22 protein-coding genes are annotated in these 24615 nt (G+C 68.0%); 10 read left to right on the top strand and 12 right to left on the bottom strand.

Translation table 11 applies throughout. The features are described 5' to 3' along the window. Positions 1 to 164: 164 nt before the first annotated feature. On the bottom strand, positions 165 to 1244 hold the full coding sequence (locus KIP79_RS05600) for an Ldh family oxidoreductase (protein WP_308169581.1): 1080 nt from the start codon (positions 1242 to 1244) through the stop codon (positions 165 to 167). Here KIP79_RS05600 and KIP79_RS05605 point away from each other — a divergent pair. After that, positions 1243 to 2301 (top strand): amidohydrolase family protein, encoded by a 1059-nt coding sequence (locus KIP79_RS05605; RefSeq protein ID WP_214103577.1) that lies wholly within the window; start codon positions 1243 to 1245, stop codon positions 2299 to 2301. The two genes, KIP79_RS05600 and KIP79_RS05605, sit on opposite strands and share 2 nt — an antisense overlap. On the opposite strand, the gene KIP79_RS05610 is transcribed toward KIP79_RS05605, so the two are convergent. The 3 genes from KIP79_RS05610 to KIP79_RS05620 are packed head-to-tail and all read right to left on the bottom strand — an operon-like array spanning position 2288 to position 5542. Next, positions 2288 to 3349 (bottom strand): Gfo/Idh/MocA family protein, encoded by a 1062-nt coding sequence (locus KIP79_RS05610; protein WP_214103578.1) that lies wholly within the window; start codon positions 3347 to 3349, stop codon positions 2288 to 2290. The two genes, KIP79_RS05605 and KIP79_RS05610, sit on opposite strands and share 14 nt — an antisense overlap. After that, positions 3346 to 4494: a Gfo/Idh/MocA family protein gene (locus KIP79_RS05615; protein WP_214103579.1), complete on the bottom strand. Its 1149-nt coding sequence runs from the start codon at positions 4492 to 4494 to the stop codon at positions 3346 to 3348. The genes KIP79_RS05610 and KIP79_RS05615 overlap by 4 nt, the downstream gene beginning before the upstream one ends. A 28-nt stretch (positions 4495 to 4522) precedes the next feature. After that, positions 4523 to 5542, bottom strand: a complete 1020-nt coding sequence (locus KIP79_RS05620) for an amidohydrolase family protein (RefSeq protein WP_214103580.1) — start codon at positions 5540 to 5542, stop codon at positions 4523 to 4525. 127 nt (positions 5543 to 5669) lie between these two features. Here KIP79_RS05620 and KIP79_RS05625 point away from each other — a divergent pair, with 127 nt between their 5' ends. After that, a complete protein-coding gene (locus KIP79_RS05625) occupies positions 5670 to 6140 on the top strand; it encodes a GNAT family N-acetyltransferase (RefSeq protein ID WP_214103581.1) in 471 nt (156 codons plus the stop codon). 100 nt (positions 6141 to 6240) lie between these two features. Here the strand turns inward: KIP79_RS05625 and KIP79_RS05630 are convergent, their stop codons facing one another. From KIP79_RS05630 to KIP79_RS05640, 3 genes are all read right to left on the bottom strand, one after another. Then, positions 6241 to 6825 (bottom strand): Uma2 family endonuclease, encoded by a 585-nt coding sequence (locus tag KIP79_RS05630; RefSeq protein ID WP_250212722.1) that lies wholly within the window; start codon positions 6823 to 6825, stop codon positions 6241 to 6243. A 37-nt stretch (positions 6826 to 6862) separates the two neighbouring features. After that, positions 6863 to 7930, bottom strand: coding sequence for a pyridoxal-phosphate dependent enzyme (locus KIP79_RS05635; RefSeq protein ID WP_214103583.1), 1068 nt, complete (start codon positions 7928 to 7930; stop codon positions 6863 to 6865). A 245-nt stretch (positions 7931 to 8175) separates the two neighbouring features. Further along, positions 8176 to 8736: a Chromate resistance protein ChrB gene (locus KIP79_RS05640; protein ID WP_214103584.1), complete on the bottom strand. Its 561-nt coding sequence runs from the start codon at positions 8734 to 8736 to the stop codon at positions 8176 to 8178. An 83-nt stretch (positions 8737 to 8819) separates the two neighbouring features. Here KIP79_RS05640 and KIP79_RS05645 point away from each other — a divergent pair, with 83 nt between their 5' ends. Both KIP79_RS05645 and KIP79_RS05650 read left to right on the top strand, forming a co-directional pair. Further along, a complete protein-coding gene (locus KIP79_RS05645) occupies positions 8820 to 9590 on the top strand; it encodes a TMEM165/GDT1 family protein (RefSeq protein ID WP_214103585.1) in 771 nt (256 codons plus the stop codon). After that, a complete protein-coding gene (locus tag KIP79_RS05650; protein ID WP_214103586.1) occupies positions 9590 to 9811 on the top strand; it encodes a hypothetical protein in 222 nt (73 codons plus the stop codon). The genes KIP79_RS05645 and KIP79_RS05650 overlap by 1 nt, the downstream gene beginning before the upstream one ends. 52 nt (positions 9812 to 9863) lie before the next feature. On the opposite strand, the gene KIP79_RS05655 is transcribed toward KIP79_RS05650, so the two are convergent. The 4 genes from KIP79_RS05655 to KIP79_RS05675 all read right to left on the bottom strand — a co-directional run bounded on the left by KIP79_RS05655 (position 9864) and on the right by KIP79_RS05675 (position 16580). Further along, a complete protein-coding gene (locus tag KIP79_RS05655) occupies positions 9864 to 14207 on the bottom strand; it encodes a galactose-binding domain-containing protein (protein ID WP_250212723.1) in 4344 nt (1447 codons plus the stop codon). 364 nt (positions 14208 to 14571) lie between these two features. After that, the gene (locus KIP79_RS05665) at positions 14572 to 15627 is read right to left on the bottom strand and encodes a hypothetical protein (protein WP_214103587.1); all 1056 of its coding nucleotides are present in this window, start codon (positions 15625 to 15627) and stop codon (positions 14572 to 14574) included. A 112-nt stretch (positions 15628 to 15739) separates the two neighbouring features. Further along, positions 15740 to 16168, bottom strand: coding sequence for an MmcQ/YjbR family DNA-binding protein (locus KIP79_RS05670; RefSeq protein WP_214103588.1), 429 nt, complete (start codon positions 16166 to 16168; stop codon positions 15740 to 15742). A gap of 73 nt (positions 16169 to 16241) precedes the next feature. Further along, positions 16242 to 16580 (bottom strand): immunity 51 family protein, encoded by a 339-nt coding sequence (locus KIP79_RS05675; protein ID WP_214103589.1) that lies wholly within the window; start codon positions 16578 to 16580, stop codon positions 16242 to 16244. On the opposite strand from KIP79_RS05675, the gene KIP79_RS05680 reads away from it, so the two are divergent. The 3 genes from KIP79_RS05680 (at position 16571) to KIP79_RS05690 (ending at position 19601) form a co-directional block, all read left to right on the top strand. Continuing rightward, positions 16571 to 16714: a hypothetical protein gene (locus KIP79_RS05680; protein WP_214103590.1), complete on the top strand. Its 144-nt coding sequence runs from the start codon at positions 16571 to 16573 to the stop codon at positions 16712 to 16714. The two genes, KIP79_RS05675 and KIP79_RS05680, sit on opposite strands and share 10 nt — an antisense overlap. 95 nt (positions 16715 to 16809) lie before the next feature. Further along, positions 16810 to 18414, top strand: coding sequence for a DUF262 domain-containing protein (locus KIP79_RS05685; RefSeq protein ID WP_214103591.1), 1605 nt, complete (start codon positions 16810 to 16812; stop codon positions 18412 to 18414). Then, entirely contained in the window at positions 18411 to 19601 is a 1191-nt protein-coding gene (locus KIP79_RS05690) for a type II toxin-antitoxin system HipA family toxin (RefSeq protein WP_214103592.1), read from the top strand. The genes KIP79_RS05685 and KIP79_RS05690 overlap by 4 nt, the downstream gene beginning before the upstream one ends. A gap of 68 nt (positions 19602 to 19669) precedes the next feature. Here KIP79_RS05690 and KIP79_RS05695 read toward each other — a convergent pair whose 3' ends face one another. Next, positions 19670 to 21499 carry a M48 family metallopeptidase gene (locus tag KIP79_RS05695; protein ID WP_214103593.1) on the bottom strand — a complete coding sequence of 610 codons (1830 nt, stop codon included), beginning with the start codon at positions 21497 to 21499 and terminating at the stop codon, positions 19670 to 19672. Positions 21500 to 21564: 65 nt separating this feature from the next. Here KIP79_RS05695 and KIP79_RS05700 point away from each other — a divergent pair, with 65 nt between their 5' ends. From KIP79_RS05700 to KIP79_RS05710, 3 genes are all read left to right on the top strand, one after another. After that, a complete protein-coding gene (locus tag KIP79_RS05700; protein ID WP_214103594.1) occupies positions 21565 to 22512 on the top strand; it encodes a DUF4034 domain-containing protein in 948 nt (315 codons plus the stop codon). A gap of 113 nt (positions 22513 to 22625) precedes the next feature. Continuing rightward, positions 22626 to 23045, top strand: a complete 420-nt coding sequence (locus KIP79_RS05705; protein ID WP_214103595.1) for a cellulose binding domain-containing protein — start codon at positions 22626 to 22628, stop codon at positions 23043 to 23045. 101 nt (positions 23046 to 23146) lie between these two features. Continuing rightward, complete coding sequence (locus KIP79_RS05710) at positions 23147 to 24607, top strand: MFS transporter (RefSeq protein WP_214103596.1); 1461 nt, start codon at positions 23147 to 23149, stop codon at positions 24605 to 24607. The last annotated feature ends 8 nt before the right edge of the window (positions 24608 to 24615 follow it).

Below are 24615 nucleotides of genomic sequence, written 5' to 3' on the forward strand. Positions count from 1 at the left end.
TTCTGATAGAAGAGATCCGTCAAAGGTGTCCCGGAAACGCCACCTCCGGGAGCCGTTCACAAGTCAGAGAAGGGAGCCCTTCATAGGGCGACGCGGTTTCGTGGCCTCGGTTGGCGAAGGAGAACCCCGGCGTGGGGATATCGCCGCGTGCACGGTGAACTATTTCAGAGGCGGCGGGGAATGTTCGCGCGAGCCGCTTCCGTGTTGAGTGCGTCCCGTACGGCGGGGGCGATCGGCAGGCTGTCTCGGAGATATTCCTCTTCGAGGTGTGCGGCCTGGTCGCCCGGGAGGCGGAGGGGGTCGCCTGACTGGCTGCCCGACTCTCGCAGTGCCCGCAGGTGCTCGGCCACGTCGGCGAGGACGGTCTCCAGGGGCCGGAACGCGTCCGCGCGGAGGGCGATGAAGAGCTGTCCGGTATTGGTGGGCGTGGATGGGTTCGTCCGGTGGTCCACCACGTCATGGCCGAAGGCCGCGCCGTTGAGTACCCCGGCCAGCAGGCCGACGGCGATGGTCAGGCCCGAGCCCTTGTAGCCGCCGATGGGCAGAAGGAAGCCTTCGTCCGCGCGGTCGGGATCGGTGATCGGCCCGCCCTCCCGGTCGGCTACCCAACCGACCGGCAATGGTCGGCCTGCCTGACGAGCCACTTTGATCGCGCCGTGGGAGGCGGCTGTGGTGGCGATGTCCAGCAGGAATGGTGGTCCGTCGGCGGAGGGGACCGCGATGGAGATGGGGTTGGGGCCCAGCACCGGGTCGGTGCCGCCCCATGGCGGCATGCCGTTGGCGTTGGCGACCGCCAGATAGATCCCGGCCATGCCGTGCCGGGCGGCCATCGCCGGATAGAGCCCGGCGGCCCCAGCGTGGTTGGAGTTGACGGTTCCCACGACCGCGATCCCGGCCTCGGCGGCCTTGGCGACGGCCAGTTCCACGGCCATCGTCATGACCACCTGGCCGAGCCCGTTGCCGCCGTCGATGTGCGCACTGGCCGCAGTCTCCCGGATGACCCTCGGCTGGGCGTACCGGTCGATCCCGCCGGCTCGGATCCGCTCCAGGTACGGCGCGACCCTGATCAGCCCATGCCCGGAACGCCCCCGAAGGTCGGCCTCGACCAGTCGTTGGGCTGCAATTAAAGCATGCTCGTCCCGAATTCCGGCAGCACAAAACAATTCCGTACAGAACGAAATTAATTCATCAAAAGAATAACGCATATGGCGACTCCCGGCCGGAGTGAGGAGAATAGGTGACATGACTGAGGAATGGTGGCCGGAACTGGCGCCCGTAATTGAACCGACCGTCGCCGAGAAACCGCCGTACCGGGTGGTGGACGTGCACACGCACCTGTCCGTCCCGGCGGCGGAGGAAATAGCCCGGCCTTTTTACCGGCCGGAGTACGAGCCGCGTGTCCGGTACTCCTCGGCGCAGACCCTGCGCTACAACCGGGAGTACCGCGCGAGCGAGCGGCAGACCCGGCAGTTCGAGGACGCCGAGGCGCGGCTGGCCGACATGGACAAGCAGGGTGTCGACCTGCAGGTGCTCGCGGTGCCGCCGTCCGAGTACTTCTACTGGCTGGACAAAGAGCAGGCGCTGAAGGCCAGCCGTACCCAGCATGAGCGGTTCGCCGAGGTGGTAGCCCGGTATCCGGACCGGTTCGCGGCGGTCGCCAACCCGCCGATGAACCATCCCGAACTGGCCGTCGAGGTGCTCCGGGAGGCCCGGGACCTGGGGTTCAACGGGTTCGAGATGAGCGCCGACGTGGTGGGGGCGGACCTCGACCACCCCAGGTTCGACGTGGTGTGGGAGGCGGCGGCCGAATTGGAGATGACGGCCATCATGCACCCGCAGGGGTTCACGCACGGCGAGCGGATGACCGACTACTACCTGGTCAACGTCATGTGCATGCCGCTGGCCTCGGCGCTGGCCACGACCAGGATGATCCTGGGCGGGGTGTGGCGGCGGCACCCCGGCTTCCGGATGGTCGTCGTGCACGGCGGAGGCTACCTCCCGTTCTACTTCGCCCGCACCGACCACGCCTACGCCGTACGGCCCGAGCTGCGCGGCCAGATCGACCGGCCCCCCAGCGACTACCTGCGCGAGCTGTACTTCGACACGAACGTGTTCGATCCGGGCATGGTGCGGCATCTGGTGGCCGAGTTCGGCGCCGAGCACGTGCTGCTCGGCACCGACTACCCGTTCGACATGGGCACCGTGGACCCGCTCGCCTTCATCGAGCGAGTCGGGCTCGACGAACAGGCGCGGCGGCTGGTGCTCGGCGGCAACGCCGCGCGGCTGCTCAGGCTCGGCTGATCTTCAACGCGGCCTCGGCCTGCTCCGCGGTGAGGGGCAGGCCGATCGCCTCGTTCCGCTCGGCGGACAGGTCGGCGGCCAGGTAGACCTCCATCGTCACCCGAGCCAGCCGCGGGTCCACCATGACCGGACGGTCGTAGGCGACAGCCTCCAGGAAGTGGGTGGTCTCCCGCTCCATCGGGCCCGCGTACACCTCGCCGACGTACTCGCCGGGCATGGTGGAGAGCGGGAACTCCACGCCGCGCGCCACGGTGTTCAGCACGATGTCGCGGTGGCTGGCGTCGGCCAGTACGGCGCCCTCGGTGCCCAGCACCTCCAGCCAGGTGGTCGACTGGTTCGGGTAGCCGGGCGGCAGCGACATACCGGCGCCGACGGTGACCACCGTGCCGTCGTCCATGGTGACGATCAGGTACTGGGTGTCCGGCGCCCCGTGAGTGGCGGCCCGTACGCCCCAGGCGTTCTGCGAGTACACCCGGACCGGGCGACGTGGCAGCAGGCACCAGAACGCGAAGTCCAGGTCGTGGGTGGCCTCCATGGCGGCGGGCGAGAGCTTGGTTCTGGAGCTGATCTTCGCGCCCAGCGAGCGGGTGATGTGGCGGCTGATCAGCACGCTGGTGACCGTGCCGAGGGTGCCGTCGTCGATGGCCCGCTTGATCATCGCCTGTTTGGCGTTGAAGCGCTGGGAGTAGCCGATGGTGAACTTCAGGCCGCCGTCTTCGGCCAGGTTAACCAGTTCGTCGGCCTCGTCCAGGGTGAGTGCCATCGGCTTTTCGAGCAGGACGTGCTTGCCCGCTTCGAGCGCGGCCTTGGCCATCGGGTGGTGCAGGGTCTCGGGGGTGGAGGAGATCATGACCGCGCTCACGCGGTCGTTCGCCACGATCTCCGTCCAGTCGGTGGTGATACTGGTCGGGTCGGTGAGCTCGGCCACCTCGCGGAGGCGGTCCTGGTCGATGTCGCACAGGTGCAGCTCGGACACCAGCGCGCTACGGGCGGCGCCCACCGCGCGGATGCCGCCGCACCAGCCGGTGCCGATGATTCCGACGTTCATCGGGTCTCCTCCCGCAGGCCGGCGCGGAGTTCCTCGGGGGTGATCGGCAGGCGTACGGGGGCGCCCCGCCGGGCCGACAGGTCCATCGCCATCGTGTGCATCAGGTTCGCGTGGCCTTCGCGGGCGGTGGCGTGCGGCGTACGGGTGCCGAGGCTGATCCGGCTGAACCAGGACATGGTCTCCTCGCGCATCGGGCCCCAGAGCAGGCCGTCCGACAGGTCGCCCGGGGGGTAGCTGCCGACGAAGTCGACGTGCCGTGGGGCGGGGGCCTCGAAGCCGCGGCTGCGGTAACCGGCGGGCTGGGGGTGTTCGGAGGCGACGATGACGTCGCGGTGGGTGTCCTCGATGTCGATCACCCCGGTGGTGCCGACGATGCCGATCTCCAGGCCGTACACCGAGCCTGGCCAGATGGCGGGGAGGGCCCAGTTGATGTTCATGCTGAACAGGGTTCCGTCGTCCATCGTGAAGATGCCGAAGGTGCCGTCCTTGGTGCCGGACGGCCCGAGCACCACGTCGACGGAGCGGGCGTACACCTCGACCGGGGTGCGGCCTTCCAGCAGCCACATGCTCATGTCCAGGCTGTGGGTGCCGGAGACCACCATCGGGGTGAGGCCGGTGGTGTCGTCGGTCTTGCCCAGGGTGGCGTCGGGGACCATGCGGTTCATGAAGGCGCGGGTGACCACCGAGGTGACCTGGCCGATCTGGCCGTCCCGCAGGCGTTGTTTGACGGCGAGGAAGCGGCGGCGGAAGCGCTGGGTGTAGCCGACCACGGCGTCCACACCGCTCTCCTCGATGGCGGCGAGCACCCTGGCCGACTCCACCGGGTCGGTGGCGAGGGGTTTCTCGATGAACAGGGGGAAACCGCGGGCCACTGACATCAGGATCGGGTCGACGTGGCGGCTCTCGTCGGTGGCCACGATCACCGCGGTGACCTCGGGGCGGGCGAGCAGTTGGGCCGCGTCGGTGGTCGCGTAGTCGGCGCGGGTGTCGGTGGCCAGCTTCTTCAGGGTGTCGGGGTCGATGTCGCACAGCCCGAGCCAGGTCACCCCTGGGTACTCCCGGGCCAGCACCGCCCGGATCCGGCCGACCGTGCCACATCCGATGACGGCCAGCCCTATGCCTTTGTCCGGCATCAGCTCACTCATTTCCTGATATTTCGGTGGTTGGGGTGGCTCAGGTGAGGCTGAGCAGGCGGGCCGCGTTGCCGCCGCTGATCAGGTCGATCTGCCACTGTTCCAGGCCGGGGGTGGCTCCGATGAGGGCCAGTGGGTCGTCGTCGCCCATGTCGTACGGATAGTCGGTGCCGAGGAGCACATGATCGGCGCCGTAGCGGTCGACGAGGAACTTCAGCTGGGCGGGATCGAACACCATCGTGTCGAAGTAGAACTTCCGCAGGTACTCCCCCGGCGGGCGGGGGACGTTCTCACTCACATCGGCGCGAGCACGCCAACCGTGGTCGATACGGCCCGGGTAGGCGGGCAGGTAGCCGCCGCCGTGCACCACCACGATCTTCAAGTCGGGATGGCGTTCGAGAACCCCGTCGAAAATCAGATGAGCCGTGGCCAGCGTGGCCTCGAAAGCATGCCCGATGATGTTGACGAAGTTGTGCCCCTGCATGCGCTGCGGATGTGTGTGCCCCTGGGTGTGGATCACGACCACGGTGCCCAGCCGCTCCACCTCGGCCCAGAACGGCTCCAGGCGCTCCGCCGAAATCTCCTCGCCCTCCACGTGGGTGCCGATCTCGATACCGCGCATGCCCAGCTCAGTCGCCAGATACCGCAGTTCCCCGACAGCGGCATCGGTGTCCTGAAGTGGAACCGTGCCCAACGGCAGGAACCGCCCGGGGTACTTCGCCGTCGCCTCGACAACCTCCTCGTTCACGACCCGCGACACCTTGGCGCCAAGCTCCGGATCCGCCCAGTAGTAGTACTGATAGACGGCGACGGCCACCGCCTGGACGTCCACCCCCATCCGGTCCATGTCCGCGATCCGCACATCCAGCAGATCCATCTTCGGCCGGATCTCCGCCAACTGCCGCCGGTTCACCGCCTGCGTGGTCGCGTTCCCATGCCCCAACGCCACCTTGCCCGCCGCCCGCTCGGCCTCCTTCATCAACGCCGCGGCCGGCCCGCACTCCCGATGACAGTGAACATCAATAACCGGCCCATCCCGCCGCCCCGCCCGCAACCCCACAGCCGCCCCTTCCGTCGCTCCTCGCAGCCGACGTTAGGGAGGACGCCCAGGTCACGACAATGTGGGTTTCCGGCAATCTGCCCCCCACAAGATGCCAGACTCTCCGATACCCACCACAATCCAAGACGTGGACCCCATCATCCGCCCCTTCACCCCCGCCGACATTGAATGGGCCGCCGCCCTGCTGACCGCCGATTTCGGCGCCCTCGAGATCGTCTCTCGCGGCGTCCTCCACGACCCCACCACCCTCCCCGGATTCGTGGCCGAACTCGACGGAACCCCCAAGGGCCTGCTCATCTACCACCCAACAGGCTCCAACTGGGAAGTCATCGTCCTCAATGCCCCCGGCCTCGGCGCCCCTCTCCTGACCGCCCTAACCACCCACGCCACCACCTCCGGCTGCCACCGCCTCTGGCTCACCACCACCAACGACAACACCCGCGCCCTCCGCTTCTACCAACGCCGGGGCTGGAACCTCATCGCCCTCCACCTCGACGCGGTCACCACCGCCCGACACCTCAAACCAGCCATCCCGGAACTGGGCAACGACAACATCCCAATCAGACACGAACTGGAACTCGAACTCCTACTTCCGTGACTGACGCCTGCACCTATGTGGTGACGGCGGCCATCAACACAGGCTGGTACGCACACCTCACACCCCTGAATCGCCAGAGGCGTTCCGTATTCCGGAAGTCTCAGAACTCGAGGAGCGCAGCCGGGTCGAACGTAACCGTGAAGGGCTTGTCAGCGTCGATTTCGGCTGTGAGCGTTGTTCCGGCGAGGACGGGCGGGGTTGCGCTGTACCCGTGTTCGCCCAGGGTCAGCATGTGGACTCGGGGTTCGGGCTGGTGGTCCACGATCCAGTACTGGGAGATGCCGACTGATGCGTACTCTCCGACTTTCCGCACCCGGTCGTTCCGTTCGCTACTGCTTCCCGGGGAGACGACCTCGGCGGCCATGAGGACCTCTCGACCAGGAATGACCTTTGGTGATTCATCGAGGATGGCTGCGCGGGCGACCTCCCGAGGGATGACGAAGACGTCTGGTTTGCGGATGCCGGCGGGGGTGCTGATCTCCCAACCACCACCCGCACAAACGATCACGGAAGCTCCAGACACGGCCTCGATGGTTCGACAGAGGTTTCTGGTCACCCAATGATGGCGGGGGTCGGTGGCCACTTCGACAAGCCAGCCGTCCTCAAGTTCGAACCCCTTGCCGTCCTCGGGAAGCTCGTGGAGGTCCTGGACGGTGTACGGGCCGAACTCCACTACGCGGATCAAGCCAACCCCTCTCATAGAGTCCCGGTCGTTCGACCTGTCAGGCGGGGGATTTGAGGCCGGTGGCGGTGATGGGGATCAGGACCGTGCCGGTGAGGTTGAGGTGGGGTAGGGCGGCGGGGGCGATGGCGGAGGTGGGTTCGGGGTAGATGCCGGATTTGGTGAGGGTGGTGTGGGAGTGCCAGAGGGCGTCGTCGGGGAGGGCGATGATGCGGCCGCCGGTGGCTTGGACTGCGGAGATGATGGCTCGGGCCCGGGGTGGGGTGGCGATTTTGATGCCCTCGGCGGCGGTTTGGCCTGGGGTGACGGGGAGGGGGTCGGGGCCCGGGGTGACGAGGGGGGCGCAGGCGGTGGACTGGATGCCGTAGATGCGGGGGATGTGGGGGATCAGGCCGACGGTGTGGAGGGCGGTGTAGCCGTGGATGATGCCGAGGAGGAGGGTGCCGGCGCCTACGGGGAGGACTACGGCGTCGGGGGCCGTGTGGCCGAGTTGTTCCCAGGCTTCGAAGGCGAAGGTTTGGGTGCCGGCGAGGAAGAGTGGGCTCCAGGCGTGGGAGGCGTAGATGTCGCCCGTGGTCTCAGCGTGGGTCATGGCCGCGTCGGTGACGTCCTGGCGGGTGCCGGGGATGGAGTGTAGCTCCGCGCCGTACGCGGTGATCTGGCGGAGTTTGCCGGGTGAGGCCGTGGCGGGGGCGAAGACGTGGCAGGTCAGGCCGGCGCGGGCGGAGTAGGCGGCGAGGGCGGCGCCCGCGTTGCCCGAGGAGTCGATGGTCACGGCTTTCGCGCCGTGTTGTGCCAGCCAGCTGACCAGGACGGTGACGCCCCTGTCCTTGAAGGAGCCGGTGGGCAGCGCGCCCTCCAGTTTGAAGACGACGTCAAGGCCGTGCCAGTCCTGGCGGAGCAGGGGTGTGGTCGGCTCGCCGAGCGTGATGGGCTCGACATCCGGTAGCCATGAGCGATATTTCCACACTCCGTCGCGCCCGGAAGCGGCAAGGGGCTCGGCCGTGACGGTGGGGCCGGTCACCTCAAGCGTGCCGCCGCAACGTTCACAACACCAGGCGAGAGGGTCCTGCGTCAGGGCGCAGGTGGGGCACCAGATGCTCATCATCGTGTTCCTCCGTTCGGGCCGGGTGGGCTACCTCCGCACCGCCCATCGCAACCGTCCCTTCCGTCCGGGTCGGGGAGGAGGGGCGGTCTCTCCGCGCACGATAGCGGCGGTCGACCGCCGCAAAGGCCGTGAAACGCGCGTCCGGTCAGCCAGCCTCGCCTGCGCATCCGGCCAGCCGACCTCGCCTGCACGGTCAGTCGGCCTCGCCGACACGTTCGATCAGCCGGCCTCGCCGACACGTTCGATCAGCCGGCTTCGCCGACGCGTTCGGCGACGTCGGCTTCGAATTCCTCCAGGAGGCGTTCGCATTCGGCGACACGTTCGCGGGCGTGGTCCCGCCCGGGGGCGCCGATCCAGTCGCGGGCCTCCACCTTGCGCAGCCAGCGGCGGAGTTTCTCCAGGTCCTGCCGGATCTCCTCGGCCTCTTCGAAGGTGTAGTTCTCCCGGTAACGCTCGAACTCGATCTCCTTGAAGAACTTCGTCTCGCACTCTTCGACGATCTCGTCGTACTCCTTGGCGGAGTTGGCGCGGAAGCCGTCCAGCATCTGCCGCTGTTCCCGGTCGTCGACGTCGTCGAGGACGAAGAAGTGGCTGGAGCCGTCGAGTTCGTCGATGCGTTCACGCACCCGCTCCAGCGCGGCCCGCAGGTCCTCCCGGTCGGGAAGCACGCAGACGGCCTGCTGGAGGTAGAGCGCGCCGAGGCGTTTGAGATCGCGCCAGACCGCGACCCGGGCCTTCGACGACTGGGAGGGCACGCGGTAGATGAGCAGCAGCCACCGCCGCCCCACCTCGGGTTCGTTAGCCACGTCAGGCACACTACCAGCCGTTGACACGCCTATCACAGTGTAACTATCGTCTCTATGAAACAAGTGCTACATGAGGAGATCCGATGGAAGGAACGACCCTGGGTCTGGTCGGCTCCACCTTCGTCGCCTCGTTCGTCGAGTTCGTTGAAGCACTGACCATCGTGCTGGCCATGGGCTTCACCCGGAACTGGCGGTCGGCGCTGGCCGGCGCCGCGGCCGCGCTGGTGGCGCTGACCGGTTTCACCTTCGCGGCCGGTTACGCGCTGAGCACCTGGCTCCCCCAGGCCGCGCTCCAGCTCACCGTGGGCACGCTCCTGTTGATCTTCGGCCTGCAGTGGCTCCGCAAGGCCACCCTGCGCGCCGCCGGCCTCAAGGCCAGGCACGACGAGACCGAGGAGTTCGCCGTCCAGACCGCCGCCGCCCAGGCCGCCGCCACCAACCGGCGCTTCGGGCTCGACACCTTCGGCTTCGTGGTGGCGTTCAAGGGCGTCTTCCTGGAAGGGGTCGAGGTGGTGTTCATCGTCATCACCTTCGGCCTCAGCGCGGACAACGTCCCGGGCGCGGTCTGGGGCGCGGTCGCCGCCGGGGCGATCGTGCTGACGCTCGGCGCGGTGCTGCACCGCCCCCTGTCCATGATCCCGGAGAACGCCCTCAAGTACGGCGTGGGCCTGCTGCTGGCGGCCTTCGGCACGTACTGGGCGGTGGAGGGGCTGGGCGTGCTCACCAGCGAGCACCACAGCCTGGAGTGGCCGGGAGGGGACCTGGCGATCCTCGCGCTGCTGGCGCTCTGGCTGCTGCTCTCCCGGATCCTCGTGGTGGCGTTGCCTCGGATACGGCGGAAGGAGATGGCCTGATGAGGTTCCTCAAGGGCTTCGCCCGGTTCTGGTACGACTTCATCATCGGCGACGACTGGAAGATCGCCTTCGCGGTGCTGGCGGCGCTGGGCCTGACCGGGCTCGCCCTGATGACCGACCTGCTCTCCGGCACCGTCCTCGTCGTCGTGGGCGCTCTCCTGCTGCCGGCGTTCTTCACCGTAAGCATGGTGCTGGACGTCTGGAGGACGCACAGCAGATAACAAAAGGACCGGCCATGGGGGCGAGTCCCATGGCCGGTCCGATTAACCCGCGTTAGCCGCCGTTGATCACGAACTGCGTGCCGCTCTCCCGGACGATGTTCCCGGTCGCCGAGTTGGTGATCGTCACGTTGGTCAGCGTCGCGCTGCCCCGGGCGCCGCCCATCGCCAGGATGCCGGCGCCGTTGTTGGACTTGTCGATGCGGACGTTGGTGATCGCGACGTTCGGCGTGCTGCCGCCGCCCGACTTGAACTGGATGCCGTCGTAGGTGGAGTCGTAGATATCGGTGTCCCGGATGGTGACGCCGGTGATGTCCTGACCCTGCGCGAACAGCGTGATGGCGCCGAACTTCTGCGCCTCGCCCCAGAACACCCCGCCGGTCCGGTGGAGCGCGTTGTTGGCGATCAGCGTCGTGCCCGAGAACGGCAGCGGGTCGTGGTCGGTCGCCAGCATGATGCCGGGGTAGTTCATGGTGTCGTAGATGAGGTTGTTCTCGATCTTGTTGCCGTACCCGCCGTACACGGCGACGCCGTTGGCCCGCCACGGCAGCTGGATGGTGTTGTTGACGAACTGGTTGTCGTGGGCGATGTCCACGGCCGGGTTCTTCACGTACTTGTTGGCCCAGACCGCCAGCGCGTCATCCCCGGTGGTACGGAACGAGGAGTTGAACACCTTCGAGTTGCGCGTGCCGTTGGTGAAGTTGATGCCGTCGGCGTAGGTGTTCCTGATCCGCATCCCGGAGAACTCCAGCCCGTCGGCCGGGCCCCACAGGTCGGGGATGTTGTCGTAGTCCCGGCCCACCCAGACGCCCACGTTGGCGTGCTCGATCCAGACATTGACGATCTTGGTGTTCACGCCGAACCGCCCGTTCAGGCCGACGCCGCCCTCGGCGCCGCCGGGTCCGCCGCGGATGGTGCCGGAACCGAAGATGGCGATGTCCGAGATCTGGGTGTTGCTGTCGATGTCGAAGCCGAAGTTGCCCTCGTGCGGGTGGTTGATGCTGCCCTGGGCCAGGTGCGGTTCGGTGAGCGTGTAGAGCTGGGAGTGCCACATGCCCGCGCCGCGGATGGTGACGTCCTTGATGCCCACCTGGTTGTACTGGCCCCGGTTGAGCGGGTCGTCGGTGAGGATCTTCTTCTCCTGGCGCCACTGGCCCGGCGGGATCCAGACGCAGCTGATCACGCCGTTCTGGTCGTCGGTGACCGCCTGCTGGATGGCGGCGGTGTCGTCCAGGCCGTCGTTCGGGATGGCGCCGTACTGGGTGATCGAGACGCAGCCGGGCGGCTGGCTGAGCGCCGGCGCGACCTGCTCCAGGTCGATCAGGTCGATGATGTAGAAGGAGGCGGTGTCGGTGGCGTCCCGCTGAAGCCGGAACTTGGTCCCCGGCGGGTAGCTCTGCGTGAGCAGGGCGTGGGACTCGTCGAACAGCCGGCGGGCGTCGGCCTGGGGGGTGTTGGTGAGGGCCTCGGGGCCGTCGGTGTTGCCGTACAGCCAGCTGTGCCTGGAGGAGAGCGTCAGCTTCCGGTTGAACGTGCCGTTGATGTAGAGGCTGATGGTGGCCTCCATGCCGCCGCCGCCCGGGGCGTCGGGGATGGAGTTGCGGACCACAATGGAGTTGGCCTGGGCGGTCGAGGTGAACTCGACGTACTGGCCGGTGTTGTTCAGCCGGACCGACTGGCGGCCGGAGGACTCGGTGGCGAAGTTGGTGTGGCCGAAGGTGCGCAGCGGGTCCGCGGTGAGCAGGGTGCCCTGGTAGCCGGCGTTCTCCGCCTCCAGTTCCTCCCACGGTACGGCCGCGCCGCGCCCGACCACGATCGACCGGGTCAGCGTGTTGTTGGTCTCGTTGGTCTCCTGGACGGTGTTGGTCGCGTCCGCGGTGGCGGTGATGGTGGCGCCGCCGGCGGTGGCCGTCCAGCTGCCGGTGATGGCCACCTGGAGGGTCGCCCCCGCCGCGATCGACGGGGTGGTGGTGTTCAGCGTGGTGCCGCCCACCACGACCCGGGTGACCGTGGTCGCGCCGGAGGCCGTGGTGCCCCGGTTGTTCACCGCGACGGTGAAGGTGACCGGCGCGCCGACCGCCGGGTTGGCCGGGTTGTAGGTGATCTCGGTGACCTGGAGGTCGGGGCCGGGGGCCTGGGCGACCACCAGCGGGGTGGCGGCGGTCAGCGTGTTGTTGTTCTCGTTCATCTCGAAGACCGTGTTGTCGGCGTCTACCCGGGCGCTGACCTGGTAGCTGCCCATGGCGCGGGTGCCGACGTCGCTCGTCACGGTGGCGGTGCCGCCCACCGGCAGGGCGGGGATGTCGGCGGTGCCGACCAGCGCGCCGCCGAGGTAGAAGGTGACGCTGTCGGCGGGCGCCGCGGCGGAGCCGGAGTTGCGCACGGTGGCCGACAGGGTGATGGCGTTGGTCTCGTTCGGCGAGGTCGGGGTCCAGCTGAGGTTGGTGACGGTGAGGTCCGGGTTGGGAGCCGGGACGCCGAACACCTGGAACTCGGCGACCTGTCCGCCCGGGGCGCCGGTGTTGCTGTTGAACTTCAGCTGTACGTCGGCGACGGTCGCGTTGAAGGTGACGGTGACCGAGTTTCCGGTGGCCGGGTTGAAGGTGTAGTTGGCGGCCGAGACCAGGTTGGTGTAACCGGTGGCGCTCTGCTCGCGGCCCAGGATCTGGATGTTCTGGGTACGGGTGCCCCATTCGGTGCCCGGGTTGAGCTTGAGCACCACGGAGCTGACCACGGCGTTGGCGCCGAGCTTGACGGTCAGCGTGTTGGGGAAGGCGCCGGAGTTGCCCTCCCAGTAGGTGCTCAGGTTGTTGTCGTTGGCGTTGGCCGCGACGAACGTGTGCACGTGCCCGGATTCCACCATCTCCTTGCCGATGGCCAGGTTGGTCTCCGGATCGCCGGTCCCGGTGCGGGTCACACTGTTGCTGTTGGCGGACTCGTTGCCCGCCGCGTCCTTCGCCCGGACAAAATAGGTGACCGTCAGGTTCCCCGGCTGCGTATCCGTATACGTCAGGATATTTCCAGCCACGCTCGCCCTTAGGGCATTATTTGCGTAAATATCGTAACCAGTTACGCCGATGTTGTCGGTGGATGCCGTCCAGGTGAGCCGGATCTGGCCGCCGCCCGGCTGGGTGAAGGCCAGGTTGCCCGGCGCGGTCGGGGGCTGGTTGTCGCCGCCCTGGCCCTGCCGGGTGACACTGTTGCTGTTCGCCGAGGCGTTCCCCGCCGCGTCCTTGGCCCGGACGAAGTAGGTCACGGTCGCGCTCACCGGCTGGGTGTCGGTGTACGTGGTGAGGTTGCCCACGCTCGCCCTGAGCTGGTTGTCGGCGTAGATGTCGTAGCCGACCACGCCCACGTTGTCGGTGGATGCCGTCCAGGTCAGCCGTACCTGGCCGGGGGTCTGCTCGGTGAAGGCCAGGTTGCCCGGCGCAGTGGGGGGCTGGTTGTCGCCGCCCTGCGGGGCGTACACCTCGAACTCCGAGATCTGCCCGGCCGCCCAGCCGGTGTTGGCGGTGATGTTCAGCCGCACGTACCGGGTGCTGACGGCGGCGAAGTTGATGGTCACCGTGTTGCCGTTGGCCGGGTTGAACACGTATCCGGCCGAGCCCACGAGGTCGGTGAAGGTGCTGCCGTTGGCGCTGCCCTGGACGGCGAGGGTCTGGGTACGGGTGGCCCAGCCGCTCGCGGGCAGCTTCAGCACGACGCGGCCGATCTGGGTGGCCGCCCCGAGGTCCACCTGGAGCCACTGGGGGAAGACGTTGTTGACGCTCTCCCAGTACGTCCCCTGGTTGCCGTCGTTGGCGTTGCCCGCCACGTAGCTCTGCGCCACGCTGCTGGAGCTCATCGCCTTGCCGGCGGCCAGGTTGGCGCCGTTCGGGCTCCCGTCGGCGCCGTAGATCTCGAATTCGGCCAGCTGCGCGGCGGGCCAGCCGGTGTTGGCGGTGACGTTGACCCGCCAGTAGCGGTGGCCGGCGGCGGCGAAGTTGATGGTCACCGTGTTGCCGGTGGCCGGGTCGAAGGTGTAGTTGGCCGAGGGCACCACGGTGGCGAAGTTGGTGCCGTCGGCGCTGCCCTGGACCGAGAGGGTCTGGGTCCTGGTCTGCCAGGTGGTGGGCGGGGGCACCTTCAGCACGATCTGGTCCACGCTGGTGGCGGCGCCGAGGTCGATCCTGGCCCACTGCGGGAAGCTGTTGTTGGTGCTCTCCCAGTAGGAGTTCTGGTCACCGTCGTTGATCGCGGAGACCGCGTGCCCGGCCACCGAACTGCTGGCCAGGGTCGCTTTTCCGGAAGACAGGTTGGGCCCGCCCGCGGCGGAGGCCGGCACCACCGGCCCCACGGCGAGCAGGCCGGCGGCGACCAGGGTCGCCACCAGCCGTAATGGTCCGTGCGGCATTCTCATTCGTGTTCTTCTCTCGTCAGGCACGACAGGGTCGGGGCTTGATCGCACACGATGGGCAGGAGCACGGACGCAGTGCATCCCTGAAGTTGCGAGGAACAGCGAGAAATTGAACGTCGGATTGCAAGATTCTTGCGTAGCGTTGGCCAAAGGTTACATATGCGCTACGGTCTCGTCAACGGGCAGAAAAGCCCACAGTGTCGACATTCCAAGACCACACGACAGATGCCCACAACGACGCCAGAACTCGGGGCGCACGCCGGAGACCGAAGGCGACAGCGACGGAGCTGTCAAGTGCCGACCCACCGCAGCCACCGGACCCGCGCCCACTTCGAGCGAAGCCCGCGCCTGCCCGGTGCGTGCGCCCCTAACGCACTGTGGAGGCCGCGATCTGCGGCTTTCCCGCCCCTAGGAAGAAGATGCCCGGATACCCCGCGGTCTCGAAGCCCGCGCTCGGGTTGTTCCGCAGCCGGGACTTCTCGATGCGCAGCGTCCCGGTCCGGTTGTTGCTGACGAAGAAGATCGCCCCGCCACCCTCACGTGCGGTGTTGTTCTGGATGACCGACCCAGCGATCTTGATGTGGAAAAGGTTCCCGTCCGCGTAGATCGCGCCCCCGCTACCGCCCCCGGGCGTCCCGCCCTTGGCCGGATTGGCACCCCGCCCGATCGCCTTGTTGTACGAGAACACGCTGTTCAGAATCGTCCACGACACCCCGATACCGCTCAGCGCACCCCCATTGGAGCAGACCCCGCCCTGCCCCGCGGCCCCACCGAACGTGCTCCCCACCACATACACCGGCAGGTTCCGGTACTGGTTCAACACCCGGATGGCCGCCCCACCCAGATCGGGCCCCGTCGAGTCACACCGATTCCGGATAAATCGCGAATTGACCACCTTGACCCGCCCACCACGGACGAACACCGCACCCCCACCCCCGCCCTCGGCACGCTCTCCCGTGGAGTTGCCATCGGCGAAGGTCAGGTTCTGCAACACCAACTGCGGCTGAGCCTGGTTGTCGCAGTGCGAGGTGGTCCACATCAGGGACTTGTCACAGGTGTTCATGTAGAGGATCCGGCGCTTGCCCATCCCACTGAGCGTCACCTTGCCGCCGCCGTCCAGCACCACACGGGCACTGGTATTCCGCACCTTGGCCGTCGCGGTCATCCGGATGACCACCGGCCGCGGCCCGCAGTTGAAAGTGATCACCCCACCCTTGGCCACCGCCGCCACCACGGCCTTGGACGTGCAGCTTGCAGGCGTGCCGTTCCCCACCACCCTGTCCGGCCGCGAGGTGTTCACCGCCCGCCCCTCCGGCGGCACGTACGCCCCGCCGCTCGGGTTCCCCGGGCCGGCGTACGCCGCGACCGGGACGAACAGCGGAACGAGCAGGACGGCACCGGCAGCAATCCACTTCGCGCGCACGGCGGGATGCTATCGCGGGTGGAATGTCGGGATTAGCGGTTTCATCTGATCAGCTTGCGCCCGGAAAGCATTCGCTTGCGATCCTCACACCGCCCCACGGGCAGGAGAGTGGTCAAGCGGAGGGATGCATGCGGAGCCAGGCTGCCGCTCTGCGCGCTGACGCACGGGACAGCCACGCGTCCTGGACCAGCTCGGTCAGCTCGTTCCGGGTGAGCTCACCGATCCGGCCGGCCCGTAGCAGGACCGACAGGTGACCGTTGAAGTGCGCGGTGGTGAAAAACGGCGACGCCTCGTCCTGAACCATCGCCTGCTTGTCCGCCTCGGACTCAACCCAGAAGACGATCACATCCGCATAGCGCTCCCCGGTCTCAGGGTCGACCGCGTCCGGCCGCGGATTACGAAAGAAGATGAACGACTTCCCGCCCACTTGATAGACCGGATTGCCACCGCTCCCATGCTCAACGGTGACGTGCGGCATGGCCAGAGCCAACTCGTGCACGTCCTCAACCCGCGCGGACCGGCTTCCGTTGTCGTCGGACACAGCCCCAGCGTAGGCGGCACCCGCCACGAAGCATTACCTGCCGGTCCGAAGAACCAGGCTCGACACTCGCAGCTCAGTCGTCGAACTCGAACCCATCCGCCTCGGCGTCCGCAACAAGCCGCCGCATCCGGTCGGCGTCTGCCGCAACGGCCGCCATCCGGGTGGCCAGCTCCTCCAACGCGCTCCGGTCCTTTCCATACGCGCAGAACATGCCACCTTCGGGATCGTACGAGAACCGCCCTTCCAGGCCAGGGGCCTCGGTACTGACGAGCACTTGAGCCACGCCTTCCCAGAAATACCCGTTCGGCTCGTGCCCGAGCTCCTCGACCACGTCGTCCACCTGCGTGGTTCCCGCGTCCAGCAACAGCGAGTACTTCCCCGGGGTCGACTCGATCAGCCTCAATGGATGCATCGGCGCATGCTGCCACTTCCGATCCCGCCCTGCAAGGCACGCTCGTCGGCCACGCACACGACGACGCGCTGAACACGGTGATCACCCTGATCGGCTCGTCTGACGAACGGACAATCATCGCCACCGCGCCCTAACCGCGCAGTACGCCCCGCGCACCGGGCACAGTTCGTATTCAGTCGATACGAGATCGTGACGGGCATACGATGAGTCCAGCGAGGAGGGAGGCGAAATGCCCGCGGTCGGCCGACAAAACAAAGTCGAGCAGACGAGGCCTCGGCAACTCGTCGAGTGGGTCCTGAGCGGCCGGATTCGCATTCCCGCCTTCCAGCGTTCCTATCGCTGGGAACGTGAGGATGTCGTCAAGCTGTTCGACAGCATCCTGCGTGGCTACCCGATCGGGAACCTGCTCATGTGGCACCGCCCCGCGGCGCAGACGACCCTGCAGGTCGGTCCACTCCTCATCAACGCGCCGCAGACCCCCGACGCACTCTGGGCGGTGGACGGGCAGCAGCGGATCACCAGCCTGGTCGGCGCGCTCGCAGCCCCTCCAGGCACCGTCGATCCGCGCTTCCGGATCTTCTACAACCTCAAGTCCGACCGGTTCGTGTCAGCGGGCAGACGCGACCAGATACCCGACCACTGGCTGCCCGTCCCCGTAGCCCTGAGCAACATGCGCATGCTCGCCTGGCAACGAGAGCGGCCGTGGCTGAGCGACGACGACCTTGTTCGTTGCGACTCGGTGGTCACAGCCATCCAGGACTACGCGATACCGATGTATGTGGTCGAGGGGACGGACGAGACGGCCCTTCGAGTGATCTTCGACCGGCTCAACAACTTCGGGAAACGCCTGACGCAGCCCGAGATCTTCAACGCCCTGCATACCGTCTCCGGCCAGATGGAACCTGCTGGCCTCGACGCATTGGCCGCATCGGTCCGAGGCTTCGGCTTCGGCGAGATCCCCGAACGGGTGCTCATGCAATCGGTCCTGGCAGTGCGCGGCGGCCGAATCGACCGCGACTTCCGCGACGAATTTATCGACGACGACGACCGGCACGCGGCGTTCAAGAAAACCGAGCAATCGCTAGGGATCGCGGTGGACTTTCTCCGCGACGAGGCAAAGATTCCCCATGTGCGCCTGCTGCCGTACATGCTCTTCCTGACGATTCTCACTCGCTTCGCGGCCGTGTTCGGCGCACCGGAAGGAAGAGCCGCCGAGTTGCTCCGCCGGTGGGTCTGGCGTGGCTCCGTGATAGGCGTGGCACCACAAGGCAACACCGTGGCCCTGCGGCAGAGCGGGCTGGCGATTACCGGTGATCCTGTCGCCAGCGTTAACCGCCTTCTCAGCCTCGTTCCGGAGAAACACTGGGAAGCGGACCTGAGTGCAGTACGGCCCAACATGGCGCAAGCCAAGGTGAACATTCTTGGCCTCCTCAGTCTCCACCCCCGCAATATTTCCGGCAGCACCGCCGAGTTCGGCCCCGTCGACGCCCAGACCCTGATGGAACTCGGGAGCAATCCGCTGAACCACATCACTGGCCGCGGCGGGCCACTGACCGACACCCTGGCCAATAGGTTCGTCCAGTCACCCGGCTATCCACCGGATTCGCTTCAAGGGTTGCTGGATCATGGTGAGTTCGACATCTGGGAGAACACTTTCCGTAGCCATGCCATCGACAGCGAAGGCGTCCTCATGTGGCGCGCGGGGAACCGACAAGGCTTCTTGCACCGACGAGCCCGAACAGTTCGCCGCATAATCGAAGACCACGTCCAGGAGAACGCTTTGTTCGGCTTTCCCGACGGCCCGGGACTTCCCCGGTTGGGCGACGGCGAATGACCAAGCGCGCCACCGCCCAAGTCCTGTTGGGCGACCGTGAGGTCGGCCTGCTCACCAACCAGTCAGGCCGCGTCTCCTTCGCCTACACCGACCGCTCGTCCGACCGCCCCGTGCTCGGCCTGCGTTTCGAATACGAGCCGCTGGCCAGACGAAAAGGCTTGGGCGGCGGCGTACCCACGTGGTTCTCCAACCTCCTGCCAGAAAAGGAGTCCGGCCTCCGGCGAATGATCATGGCCGAGCTCGGCGTGAAACGGATCAGTGATTTCACCCTGCTGTGCCACCTCGGCGAGGATCTTCCCGGTGCCGTAAGGGTGCGCTCGGATGGCGCTCGGCTTGACGAGACCACGATGGACGAGACCATGGTGCTCCCGGTGCCGGGGAAGCTGAGCTTCTCCCTGTCCGGCATGCAGGTCAAACTGTCCATGGCCAGGAACGGCGAGGACTTCGTCTACCAGGGTGTGGGCGGCGACTGGATCGTGAAGTTCCCCAGCAGCGGGCTCGCTTCCCTTCCCGAGAACGAGAACGCGATCATGACCTGGCTGAGCCTGGCGGGTATCGACGTCCCCGAACATCGCCTGGTGACACCCGCCGATCTAAAGAATCTCCCAGGTGCTCTCATCGCTCCCGGGGAACACGCATTCGCCATCAAACGCTTCGATCGGGAGGCAGGCGCCCGCATCCACCAGGAGGATTTCGCCCAGATCTTCGACCTGCTCCCCCACGAGAAGGAGCGGGGAAAGGCAGAGGACATCGCCCTCCTGATTCAGCGGGAGTGCCCGCAGGACCTCACCGAGTACGTCCGGCGGGTGGCCGCGTGCGTCGTTGTGGGCAACACCGACGAGCACATGAAGAACTGGTCGCTCCGCTACCCCGACGGGCGCACCCGCCGTCTGTCTCCCGCGTACGACATCGTCTGCGTCACCGCGTACGAACGCTTCAGGTCCGACACCCTGACCCTGCCGCTGAACGGTCAGACGGACACCCGACACGTGACGCTGGACCACTTCCGCGGATTCGCGGATGCTGCGGGCGCCAACCCCGAGGCGGTGGCGGACGCCGCCCGTGCGTCCGTGGCGGCGCTGGCCGAAACCTGGCCGGAGGTCCTCGCGAACTGCCCGGTTCCGGACTTCGTCGCGTCCCACATCAAGAGTCGCCTGCGGACTCTGCCGCTCCTCAGGCAGGCTTGATCCCTCGCCGATCTGGATCGGCGCAAAGAGCGTTGACTTCTTCGCCTGTCCTCGCTGGGGGTTGGTGATCAGAGCCGTTCCAGGACCTCGGTCAGCGTGGTGCGGCTGTTCGGGAGTTCCTCGCCGGTCCAGCGTTCGCGGATGTCCAGGAGCTGGCCGTCGGCCAGGGTGAGGCGGAAGCGTAGGGGGACGCGGCGGACGATTTCCGCCTTGTCCACTGTTTCGAAGGCGAGGTAGCGGTTGTTGGCGGCCAGTTTGTCGGCGGGGGTGTCCTCCACCAGGTCCATCAGGCGGAGGCGGCCCTTGTTCACGCGGCCCGGGTTCGGGATCAGGACGAAACCGCCGGTGAGCAGGAGCAGGTCGTGCGGGGTTCCGTTGACTCGGGTGTTCGCCATGCCGCCGATCACCTCGGTGCCGGACGCCTGGGGATGCAACCGCTCCTGGGTGGCGGCCCCGACGTCGATCCCGAGGTCGGCGAGTCGGTCGCGGGTCTCGGGGAGGCCGCCGGGGTGTAGGGCCAGCTCGGCGATCTGGCTCAGCGGGGGTTCGGTGCCGTCCGGGGTGAGGAAGTCGGGGGGTGAGGACCAGGAGTGGCGCCAGTTGGCCGTGCCGGAGCGGGCGGCGGCCAGGGTCAGCATGGTCTCCAGAGGATCGGCGAACAGGCCGGGTAGCTCGCGCCGGGTGGCGGTGGGGAAGAGGGGTTGGGCGATTTCCAGTAGGCGGCCCGCGGCGATCAGTTCAAGGACGGTGGTGAGGTCGGCGGTCTCCCGCTGGGCCGTTCTGGCGATCGAGCGGAAGTAGCGGTCGGCCTCCTCCTGGAGTCCGGCGATCCGGGTCGCCGTGGTCAGTTCGGGCCAGGGCAGGAAGGTGTGGTCGTCCTCGTCCGCGATGAGCAGGGTGAGCTCCCGGGCCAGCCCGTCGAAGTCGGTGAACAGCTCGCGCGCCGGCCGGTCGTCGGCGGCCACCGGCACGCCGGGCGCGGCCTCGATGGCGGCCAGCCGGACGTCCAGCGGCGGATGGGTGTCCCAGCGCGACCGCTCGGTCTCCGGATCGGGTTCCCTCTCCATCGTCACTCCGGCGTCCGTCATCGCGGCGAAGCCGCCGTACAGGTCGTCGGGGTAGTAACCATGGAGCCGGCCCGGAGCGACGTGCAGGGCCAGGAACCAGATCCAGGTGCCGTCGAGCTCGGGCGTGCGACGGAGCGCGGCGGCGGTGGCCTCCTTCCCCGCCACCCGTACGGCGGACTGGTCGGCCTCCAGTTCCTGCCGCCGCCGGACGGCGTTGTCGACCAGCAGGTACAGCCCCGCGTACGCCTTCAGGCCCCAGCTGAGCGGGTTGGCCGGGGACAACCGGCGGATGGTGCCGGAGATGGTCAGCCGCGCCCGGTAGGACACCTCGCCGAGCCGGGTGTGCCGCCGTGAGTAGTGGCCGAGCTCGTGCGCGATGACCGCGGTCAGCTCGGCCACCGTGAACGTGTACAGCAGGGGCATGCCGAGGACCAGCCGCCGGGTGCCGCCGCGCAGACCCAGCAGCCGGGTGTGCTCCGCCACCGCGGCGTTGGCCTCGTTGACCAGGACGATCTCGTCCGGCGGCCGGGTCCCGGCCTGGCGGGCCAGGTCGCGTACCGCCGCCCAGAAGCGGGGCTCCCGCTCTGCCTGGACGACCAGCCCGAGTGGGGGCTCCGGCTGCGGGGCCCGCAGCGCCCGCCAGAAGGATCGCAGGATGGCGCCGACGCCCACCACGACCACCGGGATCAGCAGGCGGATCGCCAGCAACGGGATGATCTGCGTGCTCAGCCAGACGGTCAGCGCGATCAGGCCGACCAGTTCGGCCAGGGCGACCGCGAAGAAGCCGGCGAACAAACCTAGCGACAGTGCCGCCCGGGCGAATCCGACCATCGGTATCCTCAGCAAAAATCATGAAAATTTGCACCTTGTGTACCACTGGTGAGGGTTGTTGATCGATGGGTTTCCTCTTCGGCCGACGCGGGGGCCGGGCGATCGACCCGTGCATGGGCGACCCCGACGCCCGCGTGCTCTGGAACGCCCTGGCCGCCCGGGACTGGCGGACCGCCCGCGACCGGCTGACCGCGCACCCCGACCCGGACGTGCGGACGTTCTACTTCGCCGTGGCCGCCGAGGCCGACGGCGTGCAGGACTGGATCGACGACTGGATCGCGGCCGAGCCGGACTCCACGCTCCCGCTGCTCGTCAAGGGCGTGCACGGGGTGCACTGGGCCTGGGAGGCGCGGGGCACGGCGTCCGCCGAGGACACCACGCCCGCCCAGTTCCGCGCCTTCTTCGCACGGCTCAAGATCGCTGAGGACTGCCTGGACGAGGTGGTCGAGCGGGACCCCGACGAGCTGATCGCCTGGTCCTGGCTGGTTCGCTCGGCCCGCGGCCGGGAGGTCGGATACGACGAGATCTGGCGGCGCTTCGACGAGGTGCTCCGGCTCCACCCCTACCACGAGCTCTCCTACGTACAGATGTTGCAGAACCTCTGCGCCAAGTGGACCGGCAGCGACGAGGAGATGTTCACCTTCGCCCGCGAGGCGGTAGCCCAGGCTCCGGAGGGCAGCCCGATCGGGCGGGTGATCGCCGATGCCCACCTGGAGTACGCCTGGGGACACCAGAACCTCGGCCACCTGGCCCAGCCGCACGTGGTGGCCGAGATACACGCCGCCGCCGACCGCTCGATCCGGCACCGGGACTTCCGGCGGCGGCAGGGCTGGCAGGTGCCGGTCAACGTGTTCGCGCTGGTCTTCACCCTGGCCAACGAGTACGTGGCGGCGGCCGACCAGTTCCAGCGGCTCGACGGCATGGTCACCGCCAAACCGTGGGAGTCGTTCGACGAGCCGGTGAAGATGTTCCGCAGCTTCCAGGCCACCGTGCTCCGCTACGCGGGGCGGTGAAAACTTCAGCCGGCGGCCGTCGTGAGCTGCGGGTTCGCGGTGGCTGCCGGGGGTCGCGTTGACGGCGGAAAAGGCCGAACGGACGATCGGCTCCCCGACGGAAAGGTGAGCCGATGTCCAAGCTCTCCCGTGTTGCCGCCGCCCTCCTCTTCCTCCCGCTGTTCGCCCTGGCCGGCCCTCCCCAGGCCAACGCCGCCACGATGGCGTACGGCTGCCATGTCAACTACGACGTGACCGACTGGGGCACCGGGTTCGTGGTCAACGTCACCATCCAGAACACCGGAACCCTGACCTTCAGCCCGTGGATCCTCCAGTTCGTCTTCCCCGGCAACGAGACCCTGGTCAACTCCTGGAGCGCCGTCTGGTCGCAGACACCGCCCAGCGTGCAGGCGATGAACCCCACCTGGTACCCGAGCATCGCGCCCGGCACCACCTCCGTCGGCATCGGCTTCACCGCGACCTACTCCGGCCCCTACACCAACCCGGGCAGCTTCACCGTCAACGGCGTGCCCTGCACGGTGACCTTCCTCTGAGCGGCTGAGCGCGGGCGGCGGGAGGGCCCGCCGCCCGTCCACTTGTCAAGAATCTTCCGAATGGTCGTGCCGGAGCCCGGTCACGGGGAAGCTCACCGGAGATGAGCCGAGTCGATCCTGACCGGTGCGAGCCGGGGCGTAGCTCGCATCGCTGGCAGGCCCTGGCGGTGTGCCTGGTGGCGTCCTTCATGACGCTGCTCGACATCAGCATCGTCAACGTGGCGCTGCCGTCCATCCAGGCGGGGCTGCGCGCCTCGGACAGCGCGCTCCAGTGGGTGCTGTCCGGATACGCGCTGACCTTCGGGTTGATGCTGGTCCCGGCCGGCCGGCTGGGGGACGCGCGGAGCCGCCGCGCAGTCTTCATGACGGGGGTGACGCTGTTCACCCTGACCAGCGCGGCCTGCGGGGCCGCTCAGCACGAGTGGTGGCTGGTGGTGGCGCGGCTGCTGCAGGGCCTGGCGGGCGGGCTGATGACTCCGCAGGTTTCCGGCTTCATCCAGGAGTTGTTCAGAGGAGCCGAGCGGGGGCGGGCGTTCGGCATGCTCGGGGCGGTGGTCGGGCTCTCCACGGCGGTCGGGCCGCTGCTCGGCGGGGTGCTGATCCAGCTGTTCGGGGCGGCCGAGGGCTGGCGCTGGGTGTTCTACGTGAACCTGCCCATCGGCCTGGCCGCGCTGCCGGTGGCGCGCCGCCTGCTGCCGTCCCGCTGCGTCAAGCCGGGCGTGGCGGCGCGGCCGGGAGGGCGGGGCTTCGACCCGCTGGGGCTGTTCCTGCTGGGCCTGGCGGTGCTGCTCATCCTGACCCCGTTCCTCCAGGAGCGGCTCTGGCCAGGCTGGCAGAAGTGGCTGCTGGGGCCCCTGGGTCTGGTGGTGCTGCTGGTCTTCTTCGCCTGGGAGCGGCACGCCGCGGGGCGCATCGAGCCGCTGGTGCACATGGACCTGTTCCTGGACCGTTCGTACGCGCTGGGCGTGCTGATCTCGCTGCTCTACTTCTCCGGATTCACCGCGGTCTTCTTCGTCTACACGCTCTACCTCCAGAACGGCCTGCACTACTCGGCGCTGCTGGCCGGGCTGGCCACCACGCCGTTCGCGCTCGGCTCGGCGCTGGCGGCGGCCGTGGGCGGACGGCTGGTGACCAGGTTCGGGCGGGCCATGGTCGCCTGGGGGCTGGTGGTGGTGGCGACCGGCCTGCTCACCACCATGCTCGCCGTGCATCTGGTGCCAGGGCCGCACGCCGGCTGGGTGGCCGCGCCGCCGCTGCTGCTGGCGGGCCTGGGCAGCGGCCTGGTGATCACCCCCAACCAGACGCTGACCCTCAGCGAGGTGCCCGTGGTGCGGGCCGGGAGCGCGGGCGGCGTGCTCCAGACCTGCCAGCGCATCGGCTCGGCGGCGGGCATCGCCGCGGTCGGCGCGGGGTACTTCGCCCACCTGGCCGCCTCCGGCGGCGACTGGGCGGCCTCCTTCCAGGTGGCCATGGTGATCTGCGCGTCCTTCGTGTTCGCCGCGCTGGCTGTCGCCCTTTACGACCTGTTTGGCCCAGGATCGCCCAGATACCGCCGTTCCTGAACCCACAC

It is taken from the genome of Acrocarpospora catenulata (assembly GCF_018476525.1).
Lineage (GTDB): Bacteria > Actinomycetota > Actinomycetes > Streptosporangiales > Streptosporangiaceae > Acrocarpospora > Acrocarpospora catenulata.